Raw genomic sequence first — 22,196 nt, 5'->3', positions numbered from 1 at the left:
TGCCGTAATGAACAATCGCGTGGGCCAGCCGGCTTTGGGCAATTCCAGACGGAATGGTACGGCGAAGCCGCCGACCCCAACCGGCGCTGCCCACTTTTCCTGGATTGCCTTTACACGCCCAGCGACTTCAGCTTGCGGTGCAAAGCTGATCGCTCCATGCCGATGAACTCGGCCGTCTTCGAGATGTTGCCGCCGAAGCGATTGATCTGGGCGATCAGATAGTCCTTCTCGAATTGCTCGCGCGCCTCGCGCAGCGGCAGCGCCATGATGTGCTGGTCCGACTGGTTGGGGGTGCGCGGCATGACGTCGCCGATCTCGGAGGGCAGAAGGTCAGCGGTGATCGGCGCGTCGACGTCGCCGCCTCGCGCCAGGATCATCAGCCGCTCGACATTGTTGCGCAGCTGGCGCACGTTCCCCGGCCAGTTGTGCGCCTGCAGCACGGCCAGCGCGTCGTCACCGATGCGGCGCGGCTTGATGCCGGCCTGACGCGCGATCTGCTTCATGAAATTGTCGACGAGATACGGAATATCCTCTCGCCGTTCGGCGAGACCCGGCACAGTGACGGGGACCACCGCCAAGCGATGATAAAGGTCCTCGCGGAAGCGGCCATCGGCAATCATGGCCTCCAGGTTTTGCGCTGTGGAGGAGATGATGCGGACGTCGACCTTGACCCGCTTTGTGCCCCCTACCCGCTCGAACTGCTGCTCGACCAGCACGCGCAGAATCTTGTTCTGCGTCTCGCGCGGCATGTCGGCGACCTCGTCGATGTAGAGGATGCCGCGATGCGCCTCCTCCAGCGCGCCGACCTTGCGTTCGGTGCCGTTCGATTCGGTGCCGAACAGCTCGATCTCCATGCGTTCCGGCGTGATGGTGGCGGCGCTCAGCGTCACGAACGGCCCGTTCTTGCGCGCCGAAAGCGCGTGGATGGCGCGCGCCGTCAGTTCCTTGCCGGAACCCGACGGTCCGATGATCATGATGCGGCTGTTGGTGGGCGCGACACGCTCGATGGTCTGCCGCAGTTGGCTCATCGCTGACGACATGCCGATCAGGTCGAAGGTCTCGCCGCTGCGCAGCTTGAGGTCCGAGACCTCGCGCCGCAATTTGGAAGTTTCCAGCGCGCGCTCGGCGATCAGGATGAGACGGTCGGCCTTGAACGGCTTCTCGATGAAATCATAGGCGCCGCGCCGGATGGCCGACACCGCCGTTTCGATGTTGCCGTGGCCGGAGATCATCACCACCGGCATGTTCGGATGCATCGTCTTGATCTCGTCGAGCAGCGCCAGACCGTCGAGGCGCGAGCCCTGCAGCCAGATATCGAGGAAAATCAGCCGTGGCGCGCGATCGGCAATCGCCGCTAGCGCGCTGTCGGCATCGTGTGCCGTGCGGGTTTCGTGACCTTCGTCGCTCAGGATACCGGCGACCAGTTCGCGGATGTCTTCCTCGTCATCGACGATGAGAATGTCAGACGCCATTACCGACCTTTTCAGTTTCTCGTTCGTGTTCGTCGCGGCCTTCGCCGCGTGGCGGCGCGGGGACGACCGCCGCCGGTGGCAAGATGATCGAGATCATCGCGCCCCGGCCGCCGTGGAAATCGGGCGGCGCGTCGTGCAATTCGAGCCGGCCGCCATGGTCCTCCACGATCTTCTTGACGATAGCGAGGCCAAGGCCGGTGCCTTTTTCGCGCGTCGTCATGTAGGGCTCGAGCAGTCTCTGCCGATTCTCGCGCGGCAGCCCTTTGCCGTTGTCGATAACATCGATTCTTATGGCGCCATCTTGGCGCCCGGCTTGAATCCGGATTGTGCCGTCGGAACGGTCTTGCGCATCAAGTCCGTCGATGGCCTCGGCGGCGTTTTTGATGACGTTGCCGAAGGCCTGCGCCATCAGGCGGCTGTCGAACGTTCCCTTGAGCGGCTCGTTGCCGAAATCACGCTGGAAAGCAATGTCGGAGCGGCTGACTTCCACCAGGAACGAAGCTTCGCGCAGCGACTCGCGCAGGTCTATCACCTTCATCTCCGGCTTCGGCATGCGGGCGAAGGCCGAGAATTCGTCGACCATGCGGCCGATGTCCTCGACCTGACGGATGATGGTGTCGGTGCATTGATCGAAGACTTCGCGGTCCTCGGTGATGACCTTGCCGTAACGGCGCCTGATGCGCTCGGCCGAGAGCTGGATGGGCGTCAGTGGATTCTTGATCTCATGGGCAATGCGCCGCGCCACATCGGCCCAGGCCGAAGACCGCTGCGCCTGCACGAGATCGGTAATGTCGTCGATGGTGACGACATAGGATTTTTCTTCCGAGCCGTCGTCTCCGGCCTCGACGGTGACCTGGACATTGAAAGTCCGTTCCATGCCGGCGCGGAAGAAGGTCACCTGCTCGCGATAGACCGGCTTGCCGGATTGGCGCCCGATCTCGAAGACGCGACCGACATGCGGCAGGATGGCGGAGAGGTTCTGTCCGAGCGCGGCACTCGCCGAGATCGCCAGCATCGTTTCGGCCGAGCGATTGGCGATGGTGATGACGCCGTAGGGATCGACGCCGATGACGCCTGCGGTCACGCCGGCCAGCACCGCCTCCGAGAACCGCCGCCGCTCGTCGATCAGGTCTTTGGCCGACAGCAGCTCGTTGCGCTGCGATTTGAGCTCGAGGATCATGTTGTTGAAGGTCTCGCCGAGCGAAGCGACGTCGCCGTCCGATTGACGCACGGGCACGGCGACGTCGAGATTGCCGGTCGCCACCTCGTCGGCCGCGCCGATCAGCTGGCGGATCGGCCGGACAATGCGATCGGCCACGGCGATGCCGGTCCAGATCGCCGACAGGATGACGATCAGGGTCAGCGACAGATAGGGCAGCGCGAACGCGACTTGCGAAGTGCGACGGTTCTCTTCCAGTCCGCGATACTCGTCGGTGTTCGACCGAACGATCTGCCGCGCCTTGATAACGTCCGGGTCGACGAGCCGGATCGTGTAGAGATAAAGACCTTCGATCTCGCGCAACTTGACGATGGCGCCCATGATGTTGCGGGTGCGCGGCTCGATCAGCACCGGCTTGCCGTCGGCGGCCGTGTTGACCGCGCCAGGGGGCGGCTCCGGCATGGCGAAGTCGGCGTCGGTCTTGGCGCTCATGACGAAAGAGCCGTCAGGCTTGATCAGCGCCGCATGCGCCAGTCCGCGGCCAACGGCCTCCTTGTTCATGAGATCGAGGAAGCCGGTGCGGTCGAGCCCGTAGAGCGTGCGCGAGGCGTCGAGGTCGTAGGCCATCGACAGGGTCGTGCCCTGCAGGTTGCGCGCATTTTCCTGGACATAGGCATCGGCGATCGACAGCGACGAATTGACGATCGTTTTGGTGCGGATCTCGAACCAGCGGTCGAGGCCGATATCGAGCGTGATCGAGGCGATGATCGCGACCATGATCGCCGGGATGGCGGCGACCAGCGCGAACATGGCGACGATGCGCACATGCAGCCGCGATGCTGCACGGCCGTGCCTGCGCGCCATGACGATGCGGCGGATCTCGCGGCTGATCAGGGCGATCAGGAACAGGACGAAGACGGCGTTGAGCGCGATCAGCGCCCAGGTGGCGTTTGCATTCGGCGCGATTGGGGTCGCACCGACAAGGATCGCAAACGAGATCGCTGCGGTGATCATGGCGCCGACGATCGCGACCACGCCGGGCAGCGCCAGCAGCCGGCGACCGTCGCGAACGCCGGCCCGGCTGAAAAGCGGTTGGTTCAGTGTCGGAGCCTCAGCAGCCATATCGCCGTCTAGAGTCGGTCATTGCGTCGGATGTATGCAACGCATTGTGGCGATTATGCAACAAGTGTGGCCGGGACGGAAATCTTTCCCCGACTTAATTCCCAAAAGTGAAGGGCAACTCAGGGCTGCCTGGCGGCCTTGTAGACGTTGACGCCAAGCTCGCGGATCTTCTTGCGCAGCGTGTTGCGGTTCAGGCCCAGAAGCTCGGCCGCCTTGATCTGGTTGCCGCGCGTCGCGGTCATCGAAGCCAGCACCAGCGGATATTCGACCTCGGCGAGGATGCGCTGGTAGAGCCCGGACGGCGGCAAATCGCCGGCGAACGAGGCGAAATAGCGCTGCAGGAAATGCTCGACCGCCTGGCCGATCGACAGATCGTCGGGGATCAGCGCGCCGCCGTCCGGCACGACAGATCGCTCGCCGGTCTTCAGTTCGGCCTCGATGATCTCGGCCGAAATCTCGTCCTGCGAATAGAGCGCGGCGAGCCTGCGCACCAGATTTTCCAGCTCGCGCACATTACCGGGCCAGGGATAGCGCTTCATCAGCTCGATGCCACCGGCGGAAATGCGCTTGGTCTGCAGGCCTTCGCTGGCGCCCTGCTTGAAGAAATGCCGGACAAGGTCAGGCACGTCTTCAGAACGCTCTCGCAACGCCGGGAGTCGCAGCGGCACGACATTCAGGCGGTAGAACAGGTCCTCGCGGAACAGACCCTGGTTGATCAGGGTCCGCAAATCCTTGTTGGTGGCGGCGACGATGCGCACGTCGGTCTTGATCGGCGTGCGGCCGCCGACGGTGGTGTATTCGCCCTGCTGGAGCACGCGCAGCAGGCGCGTCTGCGCCTCCATCGGCATGTCGCCGATCTCGTCGAGGAACAGCGTGCCGCCTTCGGCCTGCTCGAAGCGGCCGGTGGAGCGGTTCTGCGCGCCGGTGAAGGCGCCCTTCTCATGGCCGAACAGTTCCGATTCGATCAGGTCGCGCGGGATCGCGGCCATGTTGATGGCCACGAAAGGCCCGCCGCGGCGGCGGCCGTATTCGTGCAGCGCGCGCGCCACCAGCTCCTTGCCGGTGCCGGATTCGCCGCTGATCATCACCGTCAGGTCGGTCTGCATCATGCGGGCCAGCATGCGGTAGATGTCCTGCATGGCCGCCGAGCGGCCGACCAGCGGCATCGTCTCCGGCTGGTCGTCGGCGCGGGAATCCAGCTTCGGCCGCTTCGGCTCGGCAAGCGCGCGGTTGACGATGTTGAGCAGCTCGGTCAAATCGAACGGCTTCGGCAGATACTCGTAGGCGCCGGTCTCGGAGGCGCGGATGGCGGTCATGAAAGTGTTCTGCGCGCTCATGACGATGACCGGCAGCTCGGGCCGCGCCTTCTTGATGCGGGGCAGCATGTCGAAGGCGTTCTCGTCCGGCATCACCACATCGGTGATGACGAGGTCGCCCTCGCCGGCAGCTACCCAGCGCCACAGCGTCGAGGCGTTCGAGGTCACGCGCACCTCATGGCCGACGCGCGACAGCGCCTGGTTGAGCACGGTGCGGATCGCCGCATCGTCGTCGGCGACGAGGATATTGCCGCGAACGGTCATTTGCGGTCTCCTTCAGCTTCGTCGCCGGCGTTGGGCAAAGTGTCCTTCCAGGCCGGCATCAAGACGCGGAAAGTGGTTCCACGCTGCGTCGAATCGCATTCGATGATGCCGCCATGCTCGCCGACAATCTTGGCGACCAGGGCCAGCCCGAGGCCCGAGCCGTTCGGTTTGGTGGTGATGAACGGATCGAAGAGGATCGGCAGGATGTCCTCTGAAACACCGGGGCCGTTGTCGTGCACGCAGAATTCCAGCGGCAGCGAGACGCGGTCTTGCGTTCCCGGCACGGAAACGCGGATGCCGGGCCGGAAAGCCGTCGACAGCACGATCTCGCCCTGCGGGTCGGCGCCGATCGCCTCCGCGGCGTTCTTGACCAAGTTGAGGAACACCTGGATCAGCTGGTCACGGTTGGCATAGACTGGAGGAAGCGATGGATCATATTCCTCCAAGATCTTGATTTTTTTTGCGAAGCCGTTCTTGGCGATCGCTTTCACATGATCCAGAACGACATGGATGTTGACGGGAAAGCGCTCGATCGGCCGCTCGTCGGAAAACACCTCCATGCGGTCGACCAGCGACACGATGCGGTCGGTCTCGTCGGTGATCAAGCGGGTGAGCGCACGGTCCTCGTCGGAGGCTGAGAGCTCGAGCAGTTGCGCCGCGCCGCGGATGCCGGAGAGCGGGTTCTTGATCTCATGCGCCAGCATGGCCGCCAGGCCGGTGACAGAACGGGCGGCGCCCCGATGTGTCATCTGCCGGTCGATCTTGTCGGCCATCGACCGCTCCTGGAACATCACCACGACCGAGCCGGGAAACTCCGGCACCGGGGCGACATAGAGGTCGACCATCTTCTCGATGCCGAGGCGCGGCGAAGAGACGTCGACGCGGTATTCGTTGACCGGCGCGCGGCGCTCGCGCACCTGGTCGACTAAGGTCAGCAGCGGACTGCCGAACGGGACCAGCTTGGACAACGTGTTGCGCGCCAGCATGGTCGCGCTGGAGCGGAAGAAATCCTCTGCATCCGCGTTGGCGAAGGTGATGAAGCCGTCGGCATCGACCATGATCACCGGGCGGCGAATGGTGTTCAGCACGATATTGGCGGCATCCGCGGTGTCGGCCGGCTGTGGGAGGTTCGTATTCATGCCGCGCTCCGCAATTCTGGCGATGCCGCGCTTTCGGTAAAAGCTTGACGCAGCCCGGCGATCACTTCAGCCGGCTCGAAGGAAGTGAGGATATGCTTGCGCCGTTCCGCCGAAACACCAGTCGCGTGGCTGTCCAGATACCAGCCGAGATGCTTGCGCGCCTGGCGAAGCCCGCTTTCGACGCCGTAGAGCGAGAGCATGTCCTCGTAATGCGCAACCACGTAGTCGGCGAGCGTCTGGGGCGTTTGGGGAATATCGGTTGCAGACATGCCAGCGGCGGCTGCCGCGATGCTACCGGCGGTCCACGGCGCGCCGTAATGGGCACGGCCGATCATCACCGCGTCGGCGCCTGATTGATCCAGGATCGTCGCAGCCTCTTCCGGCGAGCCGACATCGCCATTGGCCACCACCGGGATCGAGACCGCTTCCTTGACGCGCGCAATGGCGCGCCAATCGGCCTTACCCTGATAGAACTGGCAGCGCGTGCGGCCGTGGACGGTCACCATGCGCACGCCGGCCAGCTCGGCGCGGCGCGCCAACATGGGCGCGTTGAGCGCGCTTTCGTCCCAGCCGAGCCGCATCTTGACCGTCACCGGCACCGAGACCGCACCGACCACCGCCTCGATCAGCGAGAGCGCGTGATCGAGATCGCGCATCAGCGCCGAGCCGGCATAGCCGCCCGTCACCTTCTTTGCCGGGCAGCCCATGTTGATGTCGAGGATGTCGGCGCCCTCGCCCGCCGCGATTCGCGCGCCCTCGGCCATGTGCGCTGCCTCGCGGCCAGCAAGCTGCACCATATGGACGGGCAGCCCGGAATGGCGGATGCGCAGATCGCAGCCGGCCCTGCCCTTGGCCAGTTCGCCGCTCGCCACCATTTCCGACACGACCAGCCCGGCACCATGCGCATGCGCACGCTGACGGAACGGCTCGTCGGTTATGCCGGACATCGGCGCCAGGAACACGCGGTTGCGTATCCTTACGCCGCCGACGTCGAGCGGCGAAGCCAATGTGGTCAATTCAGGCATGCACAAAAACCAAGCATATTCGATTGCTGCACATTGTGTAGCCAGATGCAAGCCATTGTGCAACGCGCAATGACGTCACATTAAGCGCATTTTGGAAAATGCTGGCCTTCCCTGCGAGCCGCGACTAAGCCTCTCGCCATGACTGACACAAGTGAAAAACCGGACGGCAAGGTCGGCGTGGTCATTGTCGCCGCCGGCCGCGGCGCCCGTGCCGGACAGGCCGAGGGGCCGAAGCAGTATCAGCGCATCGGCGGACGCGCCGTCATTGCGCATACGCTGGAAAGATTCCTGTCACATCCAGCCGTCGGGCCAGTGGTGGTGGCGATCCACGCCGACGACCGCGAGCTGTTCGAGCGCGCGGCGGGAGCTAATGCTACGCGCACGCTCATCGTCATGGGCGGTCCGTCCCGCCAGGCTTCCGTCCGGCTGGGACTTTTGGCGCTGAGGGAGCAGGCGCCGGCAAAGGTGCTGGTGCATGATGCGGTGCGCCCGTTTGTCGATCATGGGCTCATCGACCGAACCATCGAGGCCATCGGCAAGCGCCAGGGCGCCCTGCCGGCGCTGCCCGTCGCCGACACGCTCAAGCGGGAATCGGCCGAGGGCATGATCGAGGAGACGGTGTCGAGGGCCGGCCTGCACGCGGCGCAGACACCGCAAGGCTTCCCGTTCTGGCCGTTGCTGGCGGCGCACGAGAAGGCGCATCATCTCGGCAAAAGCGAGTTCACCGACGACGCGGCGATCGCCGAATGGGCGCATATTCCGGTCAAGATCGTCCAGGGCTCGCCGGACAACATCAAGCTCACCTGGGCAAGGGATATCGCGATGGCCGACCAGCGGCTCTCAAATGCGCTGCCGCGCTTTCCGGACATCCGCACCGGCAATGGCTATGATGTGCACGCGTTCGAAGCGGGCGACCACGTCACTCTGTGCGGGGTCACTATCCCCTATGACCGGAAACTCTCCGGTCATTCGGACGCCGATGTCGGGCTTCATGCGCTCACCGATGCGTTGCTCGCCACCTGCGGCGCCGGCGACATCGGCACGCATTTTCCGCCATCGGACCGGCAATGGAAGGGCGCTGCCTCGAAGATCTTCGTCGAGCATGCCGCGAAGCTGGTGCGCGAGCACGGCGGGCGCATCGCCAATGCCGATATCACGCTGATTTGCGAGGCGCCGCGGGTGGGGCCGCATCGCGAGGCGATGACGGCGGCGCTGGCGGCGATGCTCGGCATTGCGCCGGAACGCATTTCGATCAAAGCGACGACCAACGAGAAGCTCGGCTTTGTCGGGCGCGGCGAAGGCATTGCGGCGATCGCGACGGCCAGCGTCGTCTATCCGGGAGACGTGCCGGCATGAGCAACGCGGAATTAGCCAACGCCCTGCTCCAGGCTTGTCAGCAGCGCGGCATCATGCTGGCTACGGCCGAGAGCTGCACCGGCGGTCTGATCATTGCAGCATTGACCGACATTGCCGGCTCTTCCGCCGTGGTCGATCGCGGCTTCATCACCTATTCCAACGAAGCCAAGATGGAGATGCTCGGCGTCTCCGCGGCAACGCTTGAGGCGCATGGCGCGGTCTCGGGTGAGACGGTCAGGGAGATGGCGGCGGGTGCGCTGACGCATTCGCGCGCGAGCCTCTCCCTTGCGGTCACCGGAATTGCCGGCCCGAGCGGCGGCTCGTCGGAAAAGCCGGTGGGTCTCGTCTGGTTCGGGATAGCATTTGCCGGCCAGCCGGTCGTCGTCGAGTGCCAGCTGTTTGGTCATAAGGGGCGGGAATTCATCCGCCACGAGACGGTCCGGCACGCGCTGCAGCTCGGCCTGCGAGCGCTGGCCTAGGCTATCCGCGGATCAGGCGTGCCTTGCGCTGCGCCGTAGATCACGTTCGCTCGCTTCTCGAATGCTTCGGAAAACATGCGGAAGGCGCGATCGAACATCGTGCCCATCAGCGCGCCGAGAATGCGGCTCTTGAATTCGTAGTCGATGAAGAAATGCACTTCGCAGCCGCCATCGGCCGGATCGAAGCGCCAGATGTTGCTGAGATATTTGAACGGGCCGTCGATGTATTTGACGTCGATGGCGTTCTCGTCGGGCTTGAGCAGCACCTGGGTCGTAAAGGTTTCGCGGATCGCCTTGTAGCCGATGCTCATGTCGGCGACGAGGATGGTGCGGCCGTCGCGCTCCTTGCGCGAGCGCACCGTCAGCGCCTCACAGAGCGGCAGAAATTGCGGATAGGTCTCGATATCCGCCACCAGCGCAAACATCTGTTCCGGCGTGTAGGCGACGCGGCGGGTGGCTTCGAATTTCGGCATGAAAGCGTCAGCTGGCTTTCTTGAGCTGCGCCTCGCGCGCCGCGCGCAGCCTGGCGAAATCCTCGCCGGCATGATGCGAGGAGCGCGTCAGCGGGCTCGAAGCGACCAGCAGGAAGCCCTTCGTCTTGCCGATCGTCTCAAAGGACTTGAACTCGTCCGGCGTGATGAAGCGGATCACCGGATGGTGCTTCTTCGAAGGCTGCAGGTATTGGCCGATGGTCATGAAGTCGACATTTGCCGAACGCAGGTCATCCATGAGCTGCAGCACTTCGTTCCGCTCCTCGCCGAGGCCGACCATGATGCCGGACTTGGTGAAGATCGACGGATCGAGTTCTTTCACGCGCTGCAGCAGCCGGATCGAGTGGAAGTAGCGGGCGCCCGGCCGCACCGTCAGGTAATTCGACGGCACGGTTTCCAGATTGTGGTTGAAGACGTCGGGCTTGGCCGCAACGACGATCTCAAGTGCGCCGTCCTTGCGCAGGAAGTCGGGCGTCAGGATCTCGATCGTCGTTGAAGGCGCGGCGGCGCGGATGGCGTGGATGACGTCGGCGAAATGCTGCGCGCCGCCGTCGTCGAGGTCGTCGCGGTCGACAGAGGTGATGACGACGTGGCTGAGGCCCATCTGCTTGACCGCATGGGCGACACGCGCCGGCTCATCCGCGTCGAGGGCGGTCGGGATGCCGGTGGCGACATTGCAGAAGGCGCAGGCGCGCGTGCAGATCTCGCCCATGATCATGAAGGTGGCGTGCTTCTTGTCCCAGCATTCACCGATGTTCGGGCATCCGGCCTCCTCGCACACCGTCACCAGCTTGTGCGACTTCACGATCTCGCGCGTCTCGGCGTAACCCTTCGAAACCGGCGCCTTGACGCGGATCCAGTCCGGCTTGCGCAGCACTTCCTGGTCCGGCCTGTGCGCCTTTTCGGGATGCCGCGGGCGCGGCGCATTGGCGATCGTGTCGAGAACAGTGACCATTTCGAACCCTTCGCGGCCGCCCGCATCGCGGCCGCCTGTCTGCGTCATCTAGGACTTTTCGGAATAAAGAAAAAGGCCACGCCGGCGCATGCCGCCACGGCCATTTTCGCATAACGGACTTCGCTGGGGCTCAGCGCCGTACCAGCCGGCCGACAAAGATCAGCAGGCAGGCGCCGATGAAACCGGTGATCAAATACGCGAACCAGCCGGCGCCGAAGGACTGGATGTTGAGAGCCTGTAAGATCGCATTGAGAACGATCGCGCCGACGATACCCAAAATGATGTTCATGAGGATGCCGGTGTTGCTCTTCATGACCATTTCGGCGAGCCATCCGGCCAAGCCTCCAATGATGATGGCTGCTATCCAGCCCACGCCATTCACGTCCATATGCCAATTCCTCCTTGATCAGGTGAAAATGCATCCGGATACGAACTGCTTTGCCCTCAGAATCCTCCGGCTGCCGCGTCTGAGTCTCGCGCAAGCAGTCTATCATGCGTTCAAAGCGCGGCCATAGGCGTCGAGCACGCTTTCCTTCATCATCTCCGACAGGGTCGGATGCGGGAAGATCGTGTGCATCAGCTCTTCCTCTGTGGTCTCCAAGTTCATCGCCACGACGAAACCCTGGATGAGTTCGGTCACCTCGGCGCCGATCATATGCGCGCCCAGCAGCTGCCCGGTCTTCTTGTCGAAGATGGTCTTGATGAAGCCCTGGTCCTCGCCGAGCGCGATGGCTTTGCCGTTGGCGCCGAACTGGAAGCGACCGACGCGGATGTCCTTGCCCTCGGCCTTGGCCTTGGCTTCGGTCAGGCCGACCGAGGCGACCTGCGGGCTGCAATAGGTGCAGCCCGGGATCTTCAGCTTGTCGATGGCGTGCACGCCCGGGATATTGGCGATCTTCTCGACGCAGATCACGCCCTCGTGCTCGGCCTTGTGGGCGAGCATCGGCGGCCCGGCCACATCGCCGATGGCATAGATGCCGGGCACGTTCGTCCTGCCGTAGCCGTCGACCGCGACACAGCCGCGATCCGTCTTGACGCCAAGCGCCTCGAGGCCGAGGCCCTCGATATTGCCTTGCACGCCGACGGCCGAGATCATGCGGTCGGCGGTGATCTTCTCGACCTTCCCGTCCTTCATCTCGACATGCGCGGTGACCGAGTTGGCAGATTTCTCGACCTTGGTCACCTTGGCCTCGAGCAGGATCTTCATGCCTTGCTTCTCGAACTGTTTCTGCGCGAATTTCGAGACCTCGGCATCCTCGACCGGCATCACCGCCGGCAGCAGCTCTACAACCGTCACCTCGGCGCCCATGGTGCGGTAGAAGGAAGCGAACTCGATGCCGATGGCGCCCGAGCCCATCACCAGCAGCGACTTCGGCATCTCCTTCGGCACCATTGCCTCGAAATAGGTCCAGATCAGCTTGCCGTCCGGCTCGATGCCCGGCAGCGCACGCGGCCTGGCGCCGGTCGCCAGGATAATGTGTTTGGCGGTATAGGTTCCCTCGACCTTGACGCCTTTCGGCACCGGCGGCTGCGGCTCCATCGGCTTCTTGGCGGTCTTGGAGACGACGATCTCACCCGGCTTTGAGAGTTTCGCCTCACCCCAAATGACGTCGACCTTGTTCTTCTTCATCAGGAAGGCGACGCCGCCATTCAGCCTGAGCGAAACCTTTCGCGAGCGGTCGACGACGGCAGCGGTGTCGGGGCTGACCTTGCCGTCGAGCTTCAGGCCGTAATCCTTGAGATGGTCCGAATAATGCATGATCTCCGCCGAGCGCAGAAGCGCCTTGGTCGGGATGCAACCCCAGTTGAGGCAGATACCGCCGAGATGCTCGCGCTCGACGATCGCCGTCTTGAAGCCGAGCTGGGCGGAACGCACCGCGGTGACATAGCCGCCGGGGCCTGAGCCGATGATGATGACGTCGTAGTTCTCAGCCACGGGTTTCTCCCTGATTTTTCTTGGGGTTAGAATGAAAGCATCACACGCACGAGGGGGGCCAGTGCCTGACCGATCCGCCGCGTGTTTTCCTCATCGAGATGGACACCGTCGAGCGGCGTGGTCGTCGCCACGGTGCCGGCGTCGAAGAAGCCGCAGCCGGCCTCGTCGGCAAGCGAAGAGTACTGCGGCGCCAGCCGCTTCGAGGCGTCATCGCCGCCGGCGAACATTTCCTTGAATTCGGCATTCTCGGTGCGCGTCACCGCGGGCGGCGCGACAATGAGAATCTGCGGAGCCGGCCAGTCGAACGGATAGTCGTGGCCGCGCACGATATCGATCAGGCGCTGCATGCCCTGCTTTGCGGCTACGGGATTGCCGTGGATCCACGGCTTCATGTCGTTGGCGCCCAGCATGATGATGATCAGGTCGAGCGGCGCGTGCGTCGTAAGGATCGTCGGCAGCGTTCTCGCGCCGTTGCGGTCGGCACCGGCGAGGTGATCGTCAAAGGCGGTGGTGCGGCCGTTCAGCCCTTCGGCGATGACCTCGATGCCGTCGCCCAGCGCCGTCTTGAGCACGCTGGGCCAGCGGTCCCCCAGCGCATGGCGCCCGAGGTTGGCAGCGTCGTAGCCCCAGGTCAGCGAGTCGCCGTAACAGAGAATAGTCTTCATGCGCTTGCCCCACCCCTGCCGAACCCCGCCGCCGAGCGCTTGAGCCGCCAGCGCACGAACAGCCATTGCACGATGATCGCCGCTACGCCCGGCAGGATCACCCCGGCAACGATCGAAAGGTCATCTGCGGTCGCCCGGCTCTCGGCCGGCACCGAAAACGTCCAGCCCACCAGCGCCAGCAGCCCGAGACAGAAAAGCGCAAGCAGCAGCCACAGCATCCCATCGAGCGCCCGCACCGGCTTGCCTCGGAATTGAACGAGGAAGAAGGCGACCGTGACCACAACGACGATCATCACCGTGGCCGCGAAGACCAGAATGCATTCCTCTGTCGCGCCGGTGATGACCGCCAGCTCTTGAACGACAAGTACGCCGGCCAGACCGGAAAGAATGAAGGCGAAAAGGCTGGTGAAGAAATTCCGCACCGCCTTTTTCCCTTCCTTACACCAGCATGCCCATCGGGTTTTCGATCATGCGCTTGAAGGCGCCGAGCAGCTCCGCACCGAGCGCGCCGTCGACGGCGCGGTGATCGGTCGACAGCGTCACCGACATCATGGTGGCGATCTTGATCTCGCCTTTCTTCACGATGGCGCGCTCCTCGCCGGCGCCGACCGCAAGGATCGTGGCGTGCGGCGGGTTGATAACGGCGGCAAAATCCTTGACGCCGAACATGCCGAGATTGGACACGGCCGTGGTGCCGCCCTGGTACTCCTCGGGCTTCAGTTTGCGGCCGCGTGCGCGGCTTGCCAGATCCTTCATCTCGTTGGAGATGACGGACAGCGTCTTTTCGTCGGCATGGCGGATGATCGGCGTGATCAGGCCGCCCGGTATCGACACGGCGACGCCGACATCGGCGTGCTTGTGCTTGACCATGGCGTTTTCGGTCCAGGAGGCGTTGGCGTCCGGCACCGCCATCAGCGCCATCGCCATCGCCTTGATCACCATGTCGTTGACCGAGAGCTTGTAGGCCGGGACCTCGCCCTTCTCGGTTTTCCGCATTGGGGCCGCGGCGTTGAGTTGCGTGCGCAGCGCGAGCAGCGCATCGAGCTCGCAGTCGAGCGTCAGATAGAAATGCGGAATGGTGCTCTTGGCCTCGACCAGGCGGCGCGCAATGGTCTTGCGCATATTGTCGTGCGGAACGAGTTCGTAAGAGCCTTCCGCGAACAGCTTCAGCACCTGATCGTCCGACATCGGCTTCGGCGCGGGGGCAGGAGCGCCTGCGGGCGCACCGGCAGGAGCCTTGGCGGCAGGCGCAGCCTTGGCGCCGCCGGAAGCGATCGCCGCCTCGACATCGGCCTTCACCACGCGGCCATGCGGACCGGAGCCACTAAGCCCCTTCACGTCGACACCGGCATCCTTGGCGATGCGGCGGGCGAGCGGCGAGGCGAACACGCGCTCGCCGCCGGCGTGGCCGTTGGCGACCGGTGCAGGCTCGGCCTTCGCCGGCGCGGGTGCCGGCTTCGGCGCTTCCTTGGGCGCCTCGGCCTTCGCAGGGTCCGCTTTCGGAGCCTCCGCCTTGGGCGCCGCCCCGCCATCGCTCTTTGCGGCAGCACCGGCGTCCTCGCCTTCGCCGGCCAGGATGGCGATCACCGCATTGACCTTGACGCCTTCGGTGCCTGCCGGAACGACGAGCTTGGCGACTGTGCCCTCATCGACGGCTTCGACCTCCATCGTCGCCTTGTCGGTCTCGATTTCGGCGATCACGTCGCCGGGCGCAACATGATCGCCTTCCTTGACCAGCCACTTGGCGAGATTGCCCTCTTCCATGGTGGGCGAGAGAGCCGGCATGGTGATGTTGATTGGCATGTTGTCCTCCCGACCGGCTCAGCGATAGGTGACGGCTTTGACCGCCTCGACGACCTCGCCGACATTGGGCAGCGCCAGCTTCTCGAGATTCGCCGCGTAAGGCATCGGCACGTCCTTGCCGGCGATGGTGATGACCGGCGCATCGAGGAAGTCGAAGGCGCGCTGCGACACCTGGCTGGCGATGTGATCACCGACCGAGCTCTGCGGGAAGCCTTCCTCCACCACGACCAGCCGGTTGGTCTTCTTGACTGAAGCGATGATGGTATCGAAGTCGAGCGGACGGACGGTTCTCAAATCGATGATTTCGGCATCAATGCCCATGCCGCGCAGTTCGGCCTCGGCCTTGACCGCATAGGTCATGCCGATGCCGAAGGAGACGATGGTGACGTCCTTGCCCTGCTTGTGGATGCGCGCCTTGCCGATCGGCAGCACGAAATCGTCGAGCTTCGGCACGTCGAAGGACTGGCCGTAGAGGATTTCGTTCTCGAGGAAGATGACCGGGTTCGGATCGCGGATCGCGGCTTTGAGCAAGCCCTTGGCGTCGGCTGCCGTGTAGGGCATCACCACCTTCAGCCCGGGGATGTGGCTGTACCAGGCGGCGTAGCACTGCGAGTGCTGGGCGGCGACGCGGGCGGCCGCACCGTTCGGGCCGCGGAAGACGATCGGTGCGCCCATCTGGCCGCCGGACATATAGAGCGTCTTGGCGGCCGAATTGATGATCTGGTCGATCGCCTGCATGGCGAAGTTGAAGGTCATGAACTCGACGATCGGCTTCAGGCCTGCCATGGCTGCGCCGACGCCGACGCCGGCAAAGCCGTGCTCGGTGATCGGGGTGTCGACGACGCGGCGCGGGCCGAATTCCTGCAGCAGGCCTTGTGTGATCTTGTAGGCGCCTTGGTATTCGGCAACTTCCTCGCCCATGACGAAGACGTCGCCGTCGCGGCGCATTTCCTCGGCCATCGCGTCACGCAGCGCCTCGCGCACCGTGGTCGAGACCATTTCGGTGCCGGCAGGGATGTCCGGATCGGCCGCGACTTCCGCCTTCGGCGCGGCGGCGACAGGCGCAGCCGCCTCGCTTTTGGCCGCGGCGGGCGCCGGTGCCGGCGCGGCCGCTTCAGCCTTGGGCTCTTCTTCGCCGATGCCTTCGCCGGCCTTGTCGACGTCTTCACCGTCGACCGCAAGCACGGCGATCAACGCGTTGACCTTGACGCCTTCGGTGCCGGCCGGAACAACGATCTTGGCGAGCGTGCCTTCATCGACGGCTTCGACTTCCATCGTCGCCTTGTCGGTCTCGATCTCGGCGATGACGTCGCCGGCGACGACCTTGTCGCCTTCGTTCTTCAACCACTTGGAAAGATTGCCCTCTTCCATCGTCGGCGAGAGAGCGGGCATGAGAATTTCGATCGGCATGTCCGTGCCCTCCTTAGAGTACGATGTCGGTCCAGAGCTCGGACGGATCCGGCTCGGCGTCGTGCTGGGCAAATTCGGCGGCGTCGGCGACGATGTCGCGGACCTCCTTGTCGACGGCCTTGAGATCGTCTTCGCTCGCCCACTTCTTATCTATCAGGCGCGCCTTGACCTGTTCGATCGGGTCGTGCTCCGAGCGCATCTTCTGCACTTCTTCCTTGGAGCGATACTTCGCCGGGTCGGACATCGAATGCCCGCGATAGCGATAGGTCTGCATCTCGAGGATCAGCGGGCCGTTGCCGCCGCGGCACCATTCGGCGGCGACGTCGCCGGCTGCCTTGACCGCGCGAACGTCCATGCCGTCGACCTGGATGCCGGGAATCTTGAAGGAAGCGCCGCGGTTGGAGAAGTCGGTCTCGGCGGATGAGCGCGACACCGATGTGCCCATGGCGTAGCGATTGTTCTCGATGATGTAGATTACCGGCAGCTTCCACAGCGAGGCCATGTTGAAGCTTTCATAGACCTGGCCCTGGTTGGCGGCGCCGTCGCCGAAATAGGTCAGCGAGACATTCTTGTTGTCGCGGTAGCGGTTGGCGAAGGCCAGGCCTGTGCCCAGCGACACCTGCGCGCCGACGATGCCGTGGCCGCCATAGAAATGCTTCTCCTTCGAGAACATGTGCATGGAGCCGCCCTTGCCTTTCGACAGGCCGCCACGGCGCCCGGTGAGCTCGGCCATCACGCCGCGCGGCGACAGATCCATCGCCAGCATGTGGCCATGGTCGCGATAGGCGGTGATCATCTGGTCGCCCTCGATCAGCGCCATCTTCATGCCGGTAACGACGGCCTCCTGGCCGATATAGAGGTGGCAGAAGCCGCCGATAAAGCCCATGCCGTAAAGCTGGCCCGCCTTCTCCTCGAAGCGGCGAATGAGCAGCATGTGCCGGTAGGCGGAGAGCTCTTCTTCTTTGGTGAAGTCGGCTGGCTTGGGGGTGGAAAGGGCCGACGATTTGCCGTCGGATCTGGATTTGGACTTGGCAGGCGCTTTTCTGGCGGCGGTGGCCATACATCACTCCCTGTTGGCGTCTCTTCGCGGACATTCAAGGGAGAGCGACCCGTCTCCCCACCGATTTGAGCGAGGCTAACACGCAAGAATGCAATGCGCCATGCTGAAAAATGCATGGCTGACATGCATCCTAAGCGATTAGAATCATTGCAAATAAGTTTGATTAACCGAAATTCGGTTATTTTGCCGAAGCCGGCAGCATGATGGTGATTTCGTCCGGATGGGACAGATTGAGCGCCTTTCGGGCCTGCTCGTCAAGCATGTCCTTTTCCAGCGTGCCTTCATGCATGAGCTGGACACGACGTTCGAAGTCGATCCGGCGCGCCTTGACCGCGTCGAGCTGAGTCTGGAGTTCGGCCGCCTGGGCCTGCAGCCGATATTTGGAGTAGATGCCGAACTCACCGTGATAGGCATGGAAGCCGAAATAGGCGAGAAACAGCACGCAGAGCGACGGAACGATCAGCTTGCCGGTGTTTCTCTGCTTGTGCTGACGTGTCCACATGACCCGAACCCTTTCGGCCGCGAGCGCAAGCGGCTGTTCGAGTCTTTTTTCGCCCGATTGTGCTTAATGGACGGTTACGGTTGGCTGGACTGAGACTTGCCGAAACAAAAAGAGGCGGGGAAACCCGCCTCTCCGCCTCTTTCAACAACCAAGACAGTTTGTCCGGATCAGCCCTTGACCACCGACTTGCCGGCGTAGCGCGCCTGCCGGCCGAGCTCTTCCTCGATCCGGATGAGCTGGTTGTACTTGGCCATGCGGTCTGAGCGCGACAGCGAGCCGGTCTTGATCTGCCCGCAGTTGGTGGCGACTGCGAGGTCGGCAATGGTCGAATCCTCGGTCTCGCCCGAGCGGTGCGACATGACGGCGGTGTAGCCGGCCTTGTGCGCGGTCTCGACCGCGTCGAGCGTTTCGGTGAGCGAGCCGATCTGGTTGACCTTGACCAGGATCGAGTTGGCGACGCCCATGCGGATACCGTCGCGCAGTCGCGCCGTGTTGGTGACAAACAGATCGTCGCCGACCAATTGGGTCTTCTTGCCGATCAGATCGGTCAGGTATTTCCAGCCCTCCCAATCGTCCTCGGCAAGGCCGTCCTCGATGGTGACGATCGGATAATCGGAAGCGAGCTTGGCGAGGTATTTGGCCTGCGCCTTCGGATCGCGGGTCTTCTTCTCGCCCTCATAGACGTAGTTGCCGTCCTTGAAGAACTCGGTCGCCGCGCAGTCGAGGCCGAGCGCCACGTCCTCGCCCGGCTTGAAGCCGGCCTTCTCGATCGATTCCATGATGAAATCGAGGGCCGACGGCGCGCTCTTCAGGTTGGGGGCGAAACCGCCCTCGTCGCCGACATTGGTGTTGTGGCCGGCATCCTTCAGCTTCTTCCTCAGCGTATGGAAGATTTCAGAGCCCCAACGCACGCCGTCGCGCAGCGTCGGCGCGCCGACCGGCAGGATCATGAATTCCTGAAAGTCGATCGGGTTGTCGGCATGAGCGCCGCCATTGATGATGTTCATCATCGGCACCGGCAGGATGTGCGCCTTGGCGCCGCCGACATAGCGGTAGAGCGGCAGCCCGGCGGCCTCGGCGGCGGCCTTGGCCACCGCCAGCGACACGCCGAGGATGGCGTTGGCGCCGAGCCGGCTCTTGTTCGGAGTGCCGTCGAGCTCGATCATCGTCTGGTCGATATGGATCTGGTTCTCGGCTTCCATGCCGCCGATCGCCTCGAATAACTCGCCGTTCACGGCCTCGACGGCGCCCTGGACTCCCTTGCCGAGATAGCGCGGCCCGCCGTCGCGCAGCTCGACCGCCTCATGCGCGCCGGTCGAGGCGCCCGACGGAACGGCGGCGCGGCCCATCGAGCCGTCTTCCAGCACCACGTCGACCTCGACGGTCGGATTTCCACGGCTGTCCAGGATTTCACGCCCGACAATGTCGATGATGGCGGTCATTGCGATGTCCCCGATTGATCGATTGAAGCGTCGCGCCCCTCTTAGCCAAAGCCCGGCAAAAGGCAATTGGGCGGTCCGCAATAATTGCCGGTGACAAGATTCACGAAGCGCAAATCTTTGTCATCATTAGTCATGCGCACGACTCACCCTTCTGATTTATGGTCGTGTTTGCGCGGGGCGAAACACGAGGAGTTTCGCCATGTCCCAGTTGAGCGGTATCGTGAGTTTGTTCCTGATCGCGGCGGCATTCCTAACGTCCTGCGACACCCAGAAGCCTCAGCAGAACTCCACGGAGCTATCCACCCTTCGGACCGCTGAATAGGTTCCTCAACGCTCGAAGGCCCCCGGACCCGGGGGCCTTCTCGATTCTGGAAGCAGCCGCTCAGGCCGATCAGTGCCAGTAAGGCTTCACGTGGTAGTATTCGAAGGATGCATCGCGGGCCGCTTCACCATCGGCGCCGGTCAATTCCTCGATCGAGTAGGCCGGTGCCGCCTTGAGCTGTTCCTTCGTGAAAGGCACGACGTAGCCGCCCATGTTTTCATCATAGTCGAGGCTTGCCCACGGAATGGCGTGATACTTCTCGCCCATGCCGAGGAAGCCGCCGAAGCCGATGACCGCGAACATGATCCCGTTCGACATCTTGTCGAGCATCACGTCCTCGATGCTGCCGATGCTGTCGCCGGCGGTGTTGTAGACCGAGGTGCCGATGACGCGCGAGGCGGCAATGGCTTCGGTGTGGCCAGACGGAGTGGTCATTGTTGTGCTCCTCTCATTTGCTTGTCCGTTGTGGACAATGAGGGGAGCGGGCGAAGGTTCCAGATTTTCGGCTGCCCTGCTACGGCCTCTTGGCGATCCGATCGAACGCCATCAGCCTTTCCAGCAATGTGGGAAGATTCTTCAAGGGCACCATGTTGGGGCCGTCGGAGGGGGCGTTGTCCGGATCCTGGTGGGTTTCGATGAACACGCCGGCAACGCCGATCGCCACGGCGGCGCGCGCGAGGGTCTCGACGAAGCGTCGTTCGCCACCGGTCGAGCCGCCCTGCCCGCCCGGCTGCTGCACGGAATGGGTGGCGTCGAAGATCACCGGCGCGCCGATCTCGGCCATGATCGGCAGCGCTCGCATGTCCGACACCAGTGTGTTGTAGCCGAAGGAGGCGCCGCGCTCGGTGACCAGCACGTTGGCGTTGCCGGAACCGGTGACCTTGGCGACGACATTCTTCATGTCCCATGGCGCCAGGAACTGACCCTTCTTGACGTTCACCACCTTGCCGGTGCGCGCCGCCGCAATCAGCAGATCCGTCTGCCGGCTGAGAAAGGCCGGTATCTGCAGCACATCCACATGCGGCGCGACCAATGCGCATTGCTCCTCGGTGTGGACGTCGGTCAGCACCGGCAGTCCGAACTCCTTGCGCAGAGCGTCGAAGATCGGCATCGCCGCCTCGAGCCCAGCACCGCGCGCGCCGCCGAGCGAGGTGCGGTTGGCCTTGTCGTAGCTCGTCTTGTACACCAGCCCGATGCCGAGCCTGATGGTCAGTTCCTTCAGCGCGCCGGCCATGTCGAAGGCATGCTGGCGCGACTCGAGTTGACAGGGGCCTGCGATCAGCGACAGGGGCGCATTGTTGGCGAAAACGACCTTGCCGACGCTTACCGCGGCATTGGGCGCAAGGGGCTCGCTCATGGGATCTCCCGAAAGATGAAGGCTGCGCCCTGACCGGGTGCCGACGGCACGACGACATCGTCGCCGCTCATGTCGTGCTCTATGGCGTTGGCCGCAAGTAGCTGGGTGGCTGCGGCGACGCTGTGTATCGCAAAGATGACGGCCGCAAAACGCAGGTCCGAAGGCTGCCCTGCCGAAGCACCGAACCGTGCGACAAAAGCGTCGGGCGTCAGAACGGCCAGGGTCGCGTTTGGCAGGTCAGTCCTGTCGCCGTCGCTCGCGCCCTGGCCGGCAGCGATCGATATCAGTCCCCTCTGGCTCGAAGGCTCGTCGCTCACCGCCACGATCTCGACGATGCCGGTCACGCCATTGGCATGTGCCTGCAGTGCGGTGCGGTCGATCTGCGGCGCGTTGATGCGCTGGCAGGCGAACAGGAATGCGTCCGGTGCTTTTCTATCGGCCGCGAATGCCAGTTTGAACGATGCCGTGTCGCTTTTGCCCGCGGTGTCGGTGAAGGCGCGCGAAAAGCTCAACATGTTGCCTGCCGACAGCCCCGCTTCGACATAGCGCGCGTGGTCGGCATCTGCATCGGCGGTCCCGAAGACGACCGCGGAGAAGCCCTCGTCGCCAAGCCTGCTGCGGTAAAGGCGGTCGCGCGCGACGAAGACGTTGCCCTCGCCCATCGCCCGATCGGCCGTTTTGTCATCGCCGACGGCCAGCGGTTCCAGAAAGGTGCCGTCGGCGAAGAAAACACAAGCGTTCTCAGTCCCGAAAGGATGGACGCCGGTCGGCGCGACGAAGAAGCCGAGCGACGAGAGGCGCTGCCTTGCAATGTCGAGGCTCTGCGTGGGCAGAACGAGATGGTCGAGCGGATGGGGCGAAGTTTTCGTCATGCCGGCGCGGTGTGCACCATTGCGGAAATCGGTTCAAGGCCTGGCGTCG

21 protein-coding genes are annotated in these 22,196 nt (G+C 63.7%); 2 read left to right on the top strand and 19 right to left on the bottom strand.

Annotated elements, in window-relative coordinates:
• Window positions 1-110 precede the first annotated feature (110 nt).
• The 5 genes from A9K71_RS02310 to dusB form a co-directional block, all read right to left on the bottom strand.
• Window positions 111-1,472: a sigma-54 dependent transcriptional regulator gene (locus A9K71_RS02310; protein ID WP_066989715.1), complete on the bottom strand. Its 1,362-nt coding sequence runs from the start codon at window positions 1,470-1,472 to the stop codon at window positions 111-113.
• Entirely contained in the window at window positions 1,462-3,753 is a 2,292-nt protein-coding gene (locus A9K71_RS02305; protein WP_066989713.1) for a PAS domain-containing sensor histidine kinase, read from the bottom strand. Before A9K71_RS02305 ends, A9K71_RS02310 begins: the two co-directional genes overlap by 11 nt.
• A 119-nt stretch (window positions 3,754-3,872) precedes the next feature.
• Window positions 3,873-5,333 (bottom strand): nitrogen regulation protein NR(I), encoded by a 1,461-nt coding sequence (gene ntrC, locus A9K71_RS02300; RefSeq protein WP_066989709.1) that lies wholly within the window; start codon window positions 5,331-5,333, stop codon window positions 3,873-3,875.
• The gene (locus A9K71_RS02295; RefSeq protein WP_066989706.1) at window positions 5,330-6,472 is read right to left on the bottom strand and encodes a nitrogen regulation protein NR(II); all 1,143 of its coding nucleotides are present in this window, start codon (window positions 6,470-6,472) and stop codon (window positions 5,330-5,332) included. The genes ntrC and A9K71_RS02295 overlap by 4 nt, the downstream gene beginning before the upstream one ends.
• A complete protein-coding gene (dusB, locus tag A9K71_RS02290; RefSeq protein ID WP_066989702.1) occupies window positions 6,469-7,497 on the bottom strand; it encodes a tRNA dihydrouridine synthase DusB in 1,029 nt (342 codons plus the stop codon). Before dusB ends, A9K71_RS02295 begins: the two co-directional genes overlap by 4 nt.
• Window positions 7,498-7,635: 138 nt before the next feature.
• Here dusB and A9K71_RS02285 point away from each other — a divergent pair, with 138 nt between their 5' ends.
• Window positions 7,636-8,853, top strand: coding sequence for a bifunctional 2-C-methyl-D-erythritol 4-phosphate cytidylyltransferase/2-C-methyl-D-erythritol 2,4-cyclodiphosphate synthase (locus A9K71_RS02285; RefSeq protein ID WP_066989699.1), 1,218 nt, complete (start codon window positions 7,636-7,638; stop codon window positions 8,851-8,853).
• Entirely contained in the window at window positions 8,850-9,332 is a 483-nt protein-coding gene (locus A9K71_RS02280) for a CinA family protein (RefSeq protein WP_066989696.1), read from the top strand. Before A9K71_RS02285 ends, A9K71_RS02280 begins: the two co-directional genes overlap by 4 nt.
• Here the strand turns inward: A9K71_RS02280 and A9K71_RS02275 are convergent.
• The 14 genes from A9K71_RS02275 to A9K71_RS02210 all read right to left on the bottom strand — a co-directional run bounded on the left by A9K71_RS02275 (window position 9,329) and on the right by A9K71_RS02210 (window position 22,147).
• Window positions 9,329-9,805, bottom strand: coding sequence for a type II toxin-antitoxin system RatA family toxin (locus tag A9K71_RS02275; RefSeq protein ID WP_066989693.1), 477 nt, complete (start codon window positions 9,803-9,805; stop codon window positions 9,329-9,331). The two genes, A9K71_RS02280 and A9K71_RS02275, sit on opposite strands and share 4 nt — an antisense overlap.
• A 7-nt stretch (window positions 9,806-9,812) precedes the next feature.
• Window positions 9,813-10,778 (bottom strand): lipoyl synthase, encoded by a 966-nt coding sequence (lipA, locus tag A9K71_RS02270; protein WP_066989925.1) that lies wholly within the window; start codon window positions 10,776-10,778, stop codon window positions 9,813-9,815.
• A 130-nt stretch (window positions 10,779-10,908) separates the two neighbouring features.
• Complete coding sequence (locus A9K71_RS02265) at window positions 10,909-11,166, bottom strand: GlsB/YeaQ/YmgE family stress response membrane protein (protein WP_066989685.1); 258 nt, start codon at window positions 11,164-11,166, stop codon at window positions 10,909-10,911.
• Between the two features lie 102 nt (window positions 11,167-11,268).
• Window positions 11,269-12,714: a dihydrolipoyl dehydrogenase gene (gene lpdA / locus A9K71_RS02260; RefSeq protein WP_066989683.1), complete on the bottom strand. Its 1,446-nt coding sequence runs from the start codon at window positions 12,712-12,714 to the stop codon at window positions 11,269-11,271.
• A gap of 26 nt (window positions 12,715-12,740) precedes the next feature.
• Window positions 12,741-13,379: an SGNH/GDSL hydrolase family protein gene (locus tag A9K71_RS02255; RefSeq protein ID WP_066989681.1), complete on the bottom strand. Its 639-nt coding sequence runs from the start codon at window positions 13,377-13,379 to the stop codon at window positions 12,741-12,743.
• A complete protein-coding gene (locus A9K71_RS02250) occupies window positions 13,376-13,801 on the bottom strand; it encodes a hypothetical protein (protein ID WP_066989679.1) in 426 nt (141 codons plus the stop codon). Before A9K71_RS02250 ends, A9K71_RS02255 begins: the two co-directional genes overlap by 4 nt.
• A 16-nt stretch (window positions 13,802-13,817) precedes the next feature.
• Complete coding sequence (locus A9K71_RS02245; RefSeq protein WP_066989676.1) at window positions 13,818-15,182, bottom strand: pyruvate dehydrogenase complex dihydrolipoamide acetyltransferase; 1,365 nt, start codon at window positions 15,180-15,182, stop codon at window positions 13,818-13,820.
• A gap of 18 nt (window positions 15,183-15,200) precedes the next feature.
• Window positions 15,201-16,592, bottom strand: a complete 1,392-nt coding sequence (locus tag A9K71_RS02240) for a pyruvate dehydrogenase complex E1 component subunit beta (protein WP_066989674.1) — start codon at window positions 16,590-16,592, stop codon at window positions 15,201-15,203.
• 13 nt (window positions 16,593-16,605) lie between these two features.
• A complete protein-coding gene (gene pdhA / locus A9K71_RS02235) occupies window positions 16,606-17,652 on the bottom strand; it encodes a pyruvate dehydrogenase (acetyl-transferring) E1 component subunit alpha (RefSeq protein WP_066989672.1) in 1,047 nt (348 codons plus the stop codon).
• A gap of 178 nt (window positions 17,653-17,830) precedes the next feature.
• Entirely contained in the window at window positions 17,831-18,154 is a 324-nt protein-coding gene (locus tag A9K71_RS02230) for a septum formation initiator family protein (protein ID WP_066989670.1), read from the bottom strand.
• Between the two features lie 167 nt (window positions 18,155-18,321).
• Window positions 18,322-19,596 carry a phosphopyruvate hydratase gene (eno, locus tag A9K71_RS02225; RefSeq protein ID WP_066989668.1) on the bottom strand — a complete coding sequence of 425 codons (1,275 nt, stop codon included), beginning with the start codon at window positions 19,594-19,596 and terminating at the stop codon, window positions 18,322-18,324.
• 391 nt (window positions 19,597-19,987) lie between these two features.
• The gene (locus tag A9K71_RS02220) at window positions 19,988-20,353 is read right to left on the bottom strand and encodes a PRC-barrel domain-containing protein (RefSeq protein WP_066989666.1); all 366 of its coding nucleotides are present in this window, start codon (window positions 20,351-20,353) and stop codon (window positions 19,988-19,990) included.
• Between the two features lie 79 nt (window positions 20,354-20,432).
• Entirely contained in the window at window positions 20,433-21,275 is an 843-nt protein-coding gene (kdsA, locus tag A9K71_RS02215) for a 3-deoxy-8-phosphooctulonate synthase (RefSeq protein WP_066989664.1), read from the bottom strand.
• Complete coding sequence (locus A9K71_RS02210) at window positions 21,272-22,147, bottom strand: VOC family protein (RefSeq protein WP_066989662.1); 876 nt, start codon at window positions 22,145-22,147, stop codon at window positions 21,272-21,274. Before A9K71_RS02210 ends, kdsA begins: the two co-directional genes overlap by 4 nt.
• Between the last annotated feature and the right edge of the window lie 49 nt (window positions 22,148-22,196).

The sequence above is a fragment of the Mesorhizobium sp. WSM3873 genome (assembly GCF_001672445.1).
GTDB lineage: Bacteria > Pseudomonadota > Alphaproteobacteria > Rhizobiales > Rhizobiaceae > Mesorhizobium.
Note: the sequence above shows the minus strand (reverse complement) of the source record. Positions and strands in the feature narration are given on the sequence as shown.

Excerpts from the sequence above, each read along its gene's own strand:
- A9K71_RS02230 (WP_066989670.1), bottom strand. The coding sequence starts at position 18,154 with ATGTGGACACGTCAGCACAAGCAGAGAAACACCGGCAAGCTGATCGTT.
- dusB (WP_066989702.1), bottom strand. The coding sequence starts at position 7,497 with ATGCCTGAATTGACCACATTGGCTTCGCCGCTCGACGTCGGCGGCGTA.
- A9K71_RS02265 (WP_066989685.1), bottom strand. The coding sequence starts at position 11,166 with ATGGACGTGAATGGCGTGGGCTGGATAGCAGCCATCATCATTGGAGGC.
- A9K71_RS02240 (WP_066989674.1), bottom strand. The coding sequence starts at position 16,592 with ATGCCGATCGAAATTCTCATGCCCGCTCTCTCGCCGACGATGGAAGAG.
- A9K71_RS02305 (WP_066989713.1), bottom strand. The coding sequence starts at position 3,753 with ATGGCTGCTGAGGCTCCGACACTGAACCAACCGCTTTTCAGCCGGGCC.
- A9K71_RS02295 (WP_066989706.1), bottom strand. The coding sequence starts at position 6,472 with ATGAATACGAACCTCCCACAGCCGGCCGACACCGCGGATGCCGCCAAT.
- kdsA (WP_066989664.1), bottom strand. The coding sequence starts at position 21,275 with ATGAGCGAGCCCCTTGCGCCCAATGCCGCGGTAAGCGTCGGCAAGGTC.
- A9K71_RS02210 (WP_066989662.1), bottom strand. The coding sequence starts at position 22,147 with ATGACGAAAACTTCGCCCCATCCGCTCGACCATCTCGTTCTGCCCACG.
- eno (WP_066989668.1), bottom strand. The coding sequence starts at position 19,596 with ATGACCGCCATCATCGACATTGTCGGGCGTGAAATCCTGGACAGCCGT.
- ntrC (WP_066989709.1), bottom strand. The coding sequence starts at position 5,333 with ATGACCGTTCGCGGCAATATCCTCGTCGCCGACGACGATGCGGCGATC.
- A9K71_RS02255 (WP_066989681.1), bottom strand. The coding sequence starts at position 13,379 with ATGAAGACTATTCTCTGTTACGGCGACTCGCTGACCTGGGGCTACGAC.
- pdhA (WP_066989672.1), bottom strand. The coding sequence starts at position 17,652 with ATGGCCACCGCCGCCAGAAAAGCGCCTGCCAAGTCCAAATCCAGATCC.
- A9K71_RS02220 (WP_066989666.1), bottom strand. The coding sequence starts at position 20,353 with ATGACCACTCCGTCTGGCCACACCGAAGCCATTGCCGCCTCGCGCGTC.
- A9K71_RS02285 (WP_066989699.1), top strand. The coding sequence starts at position 7,636 with ATGACTGACACAAGTGAAAAACCGGACGGCAAGGTCGGCGTGGTCATT.
- A9K71_RS02310 (WP_066989715.1), bottom strand. The coding sequence starts at position 1,472 with ATGGCGTCTGACATTCTCATCGTCGATGACGAGGAAGACATCCGCGAA.
- A9K71_RS02280 (WP_066989696.1), top strand. The coding sequence starts at position 8,850 with ATGAGCAACGCGGAATTAGCCAACGCCCTGCTCCAGGCTTGTCAGCAG.
- A9K71_RS02245 (WP_066989676.1), bottom strand. The coding sequence starts at position 15,182 with ATGCCAATCAACATCACCATGCCGGCTCTCTCGCCCACCATGGAAGAG.
- lipA (WP_066989925.1), bottom strand. The coding sequence starts at position 10,778 with ATGGTCACTGTTCTCGACACGATCGCCAATGCGCCGCGCCCGCGGCAT.
- A9K71_RS02275 (WP_066989693.1), bottom strand. The coding sequence starts at position 9,805 with ATGCCGAAATTCGAAGCCACCCGCCGCGTCGCCTACACGCCGGAACAG.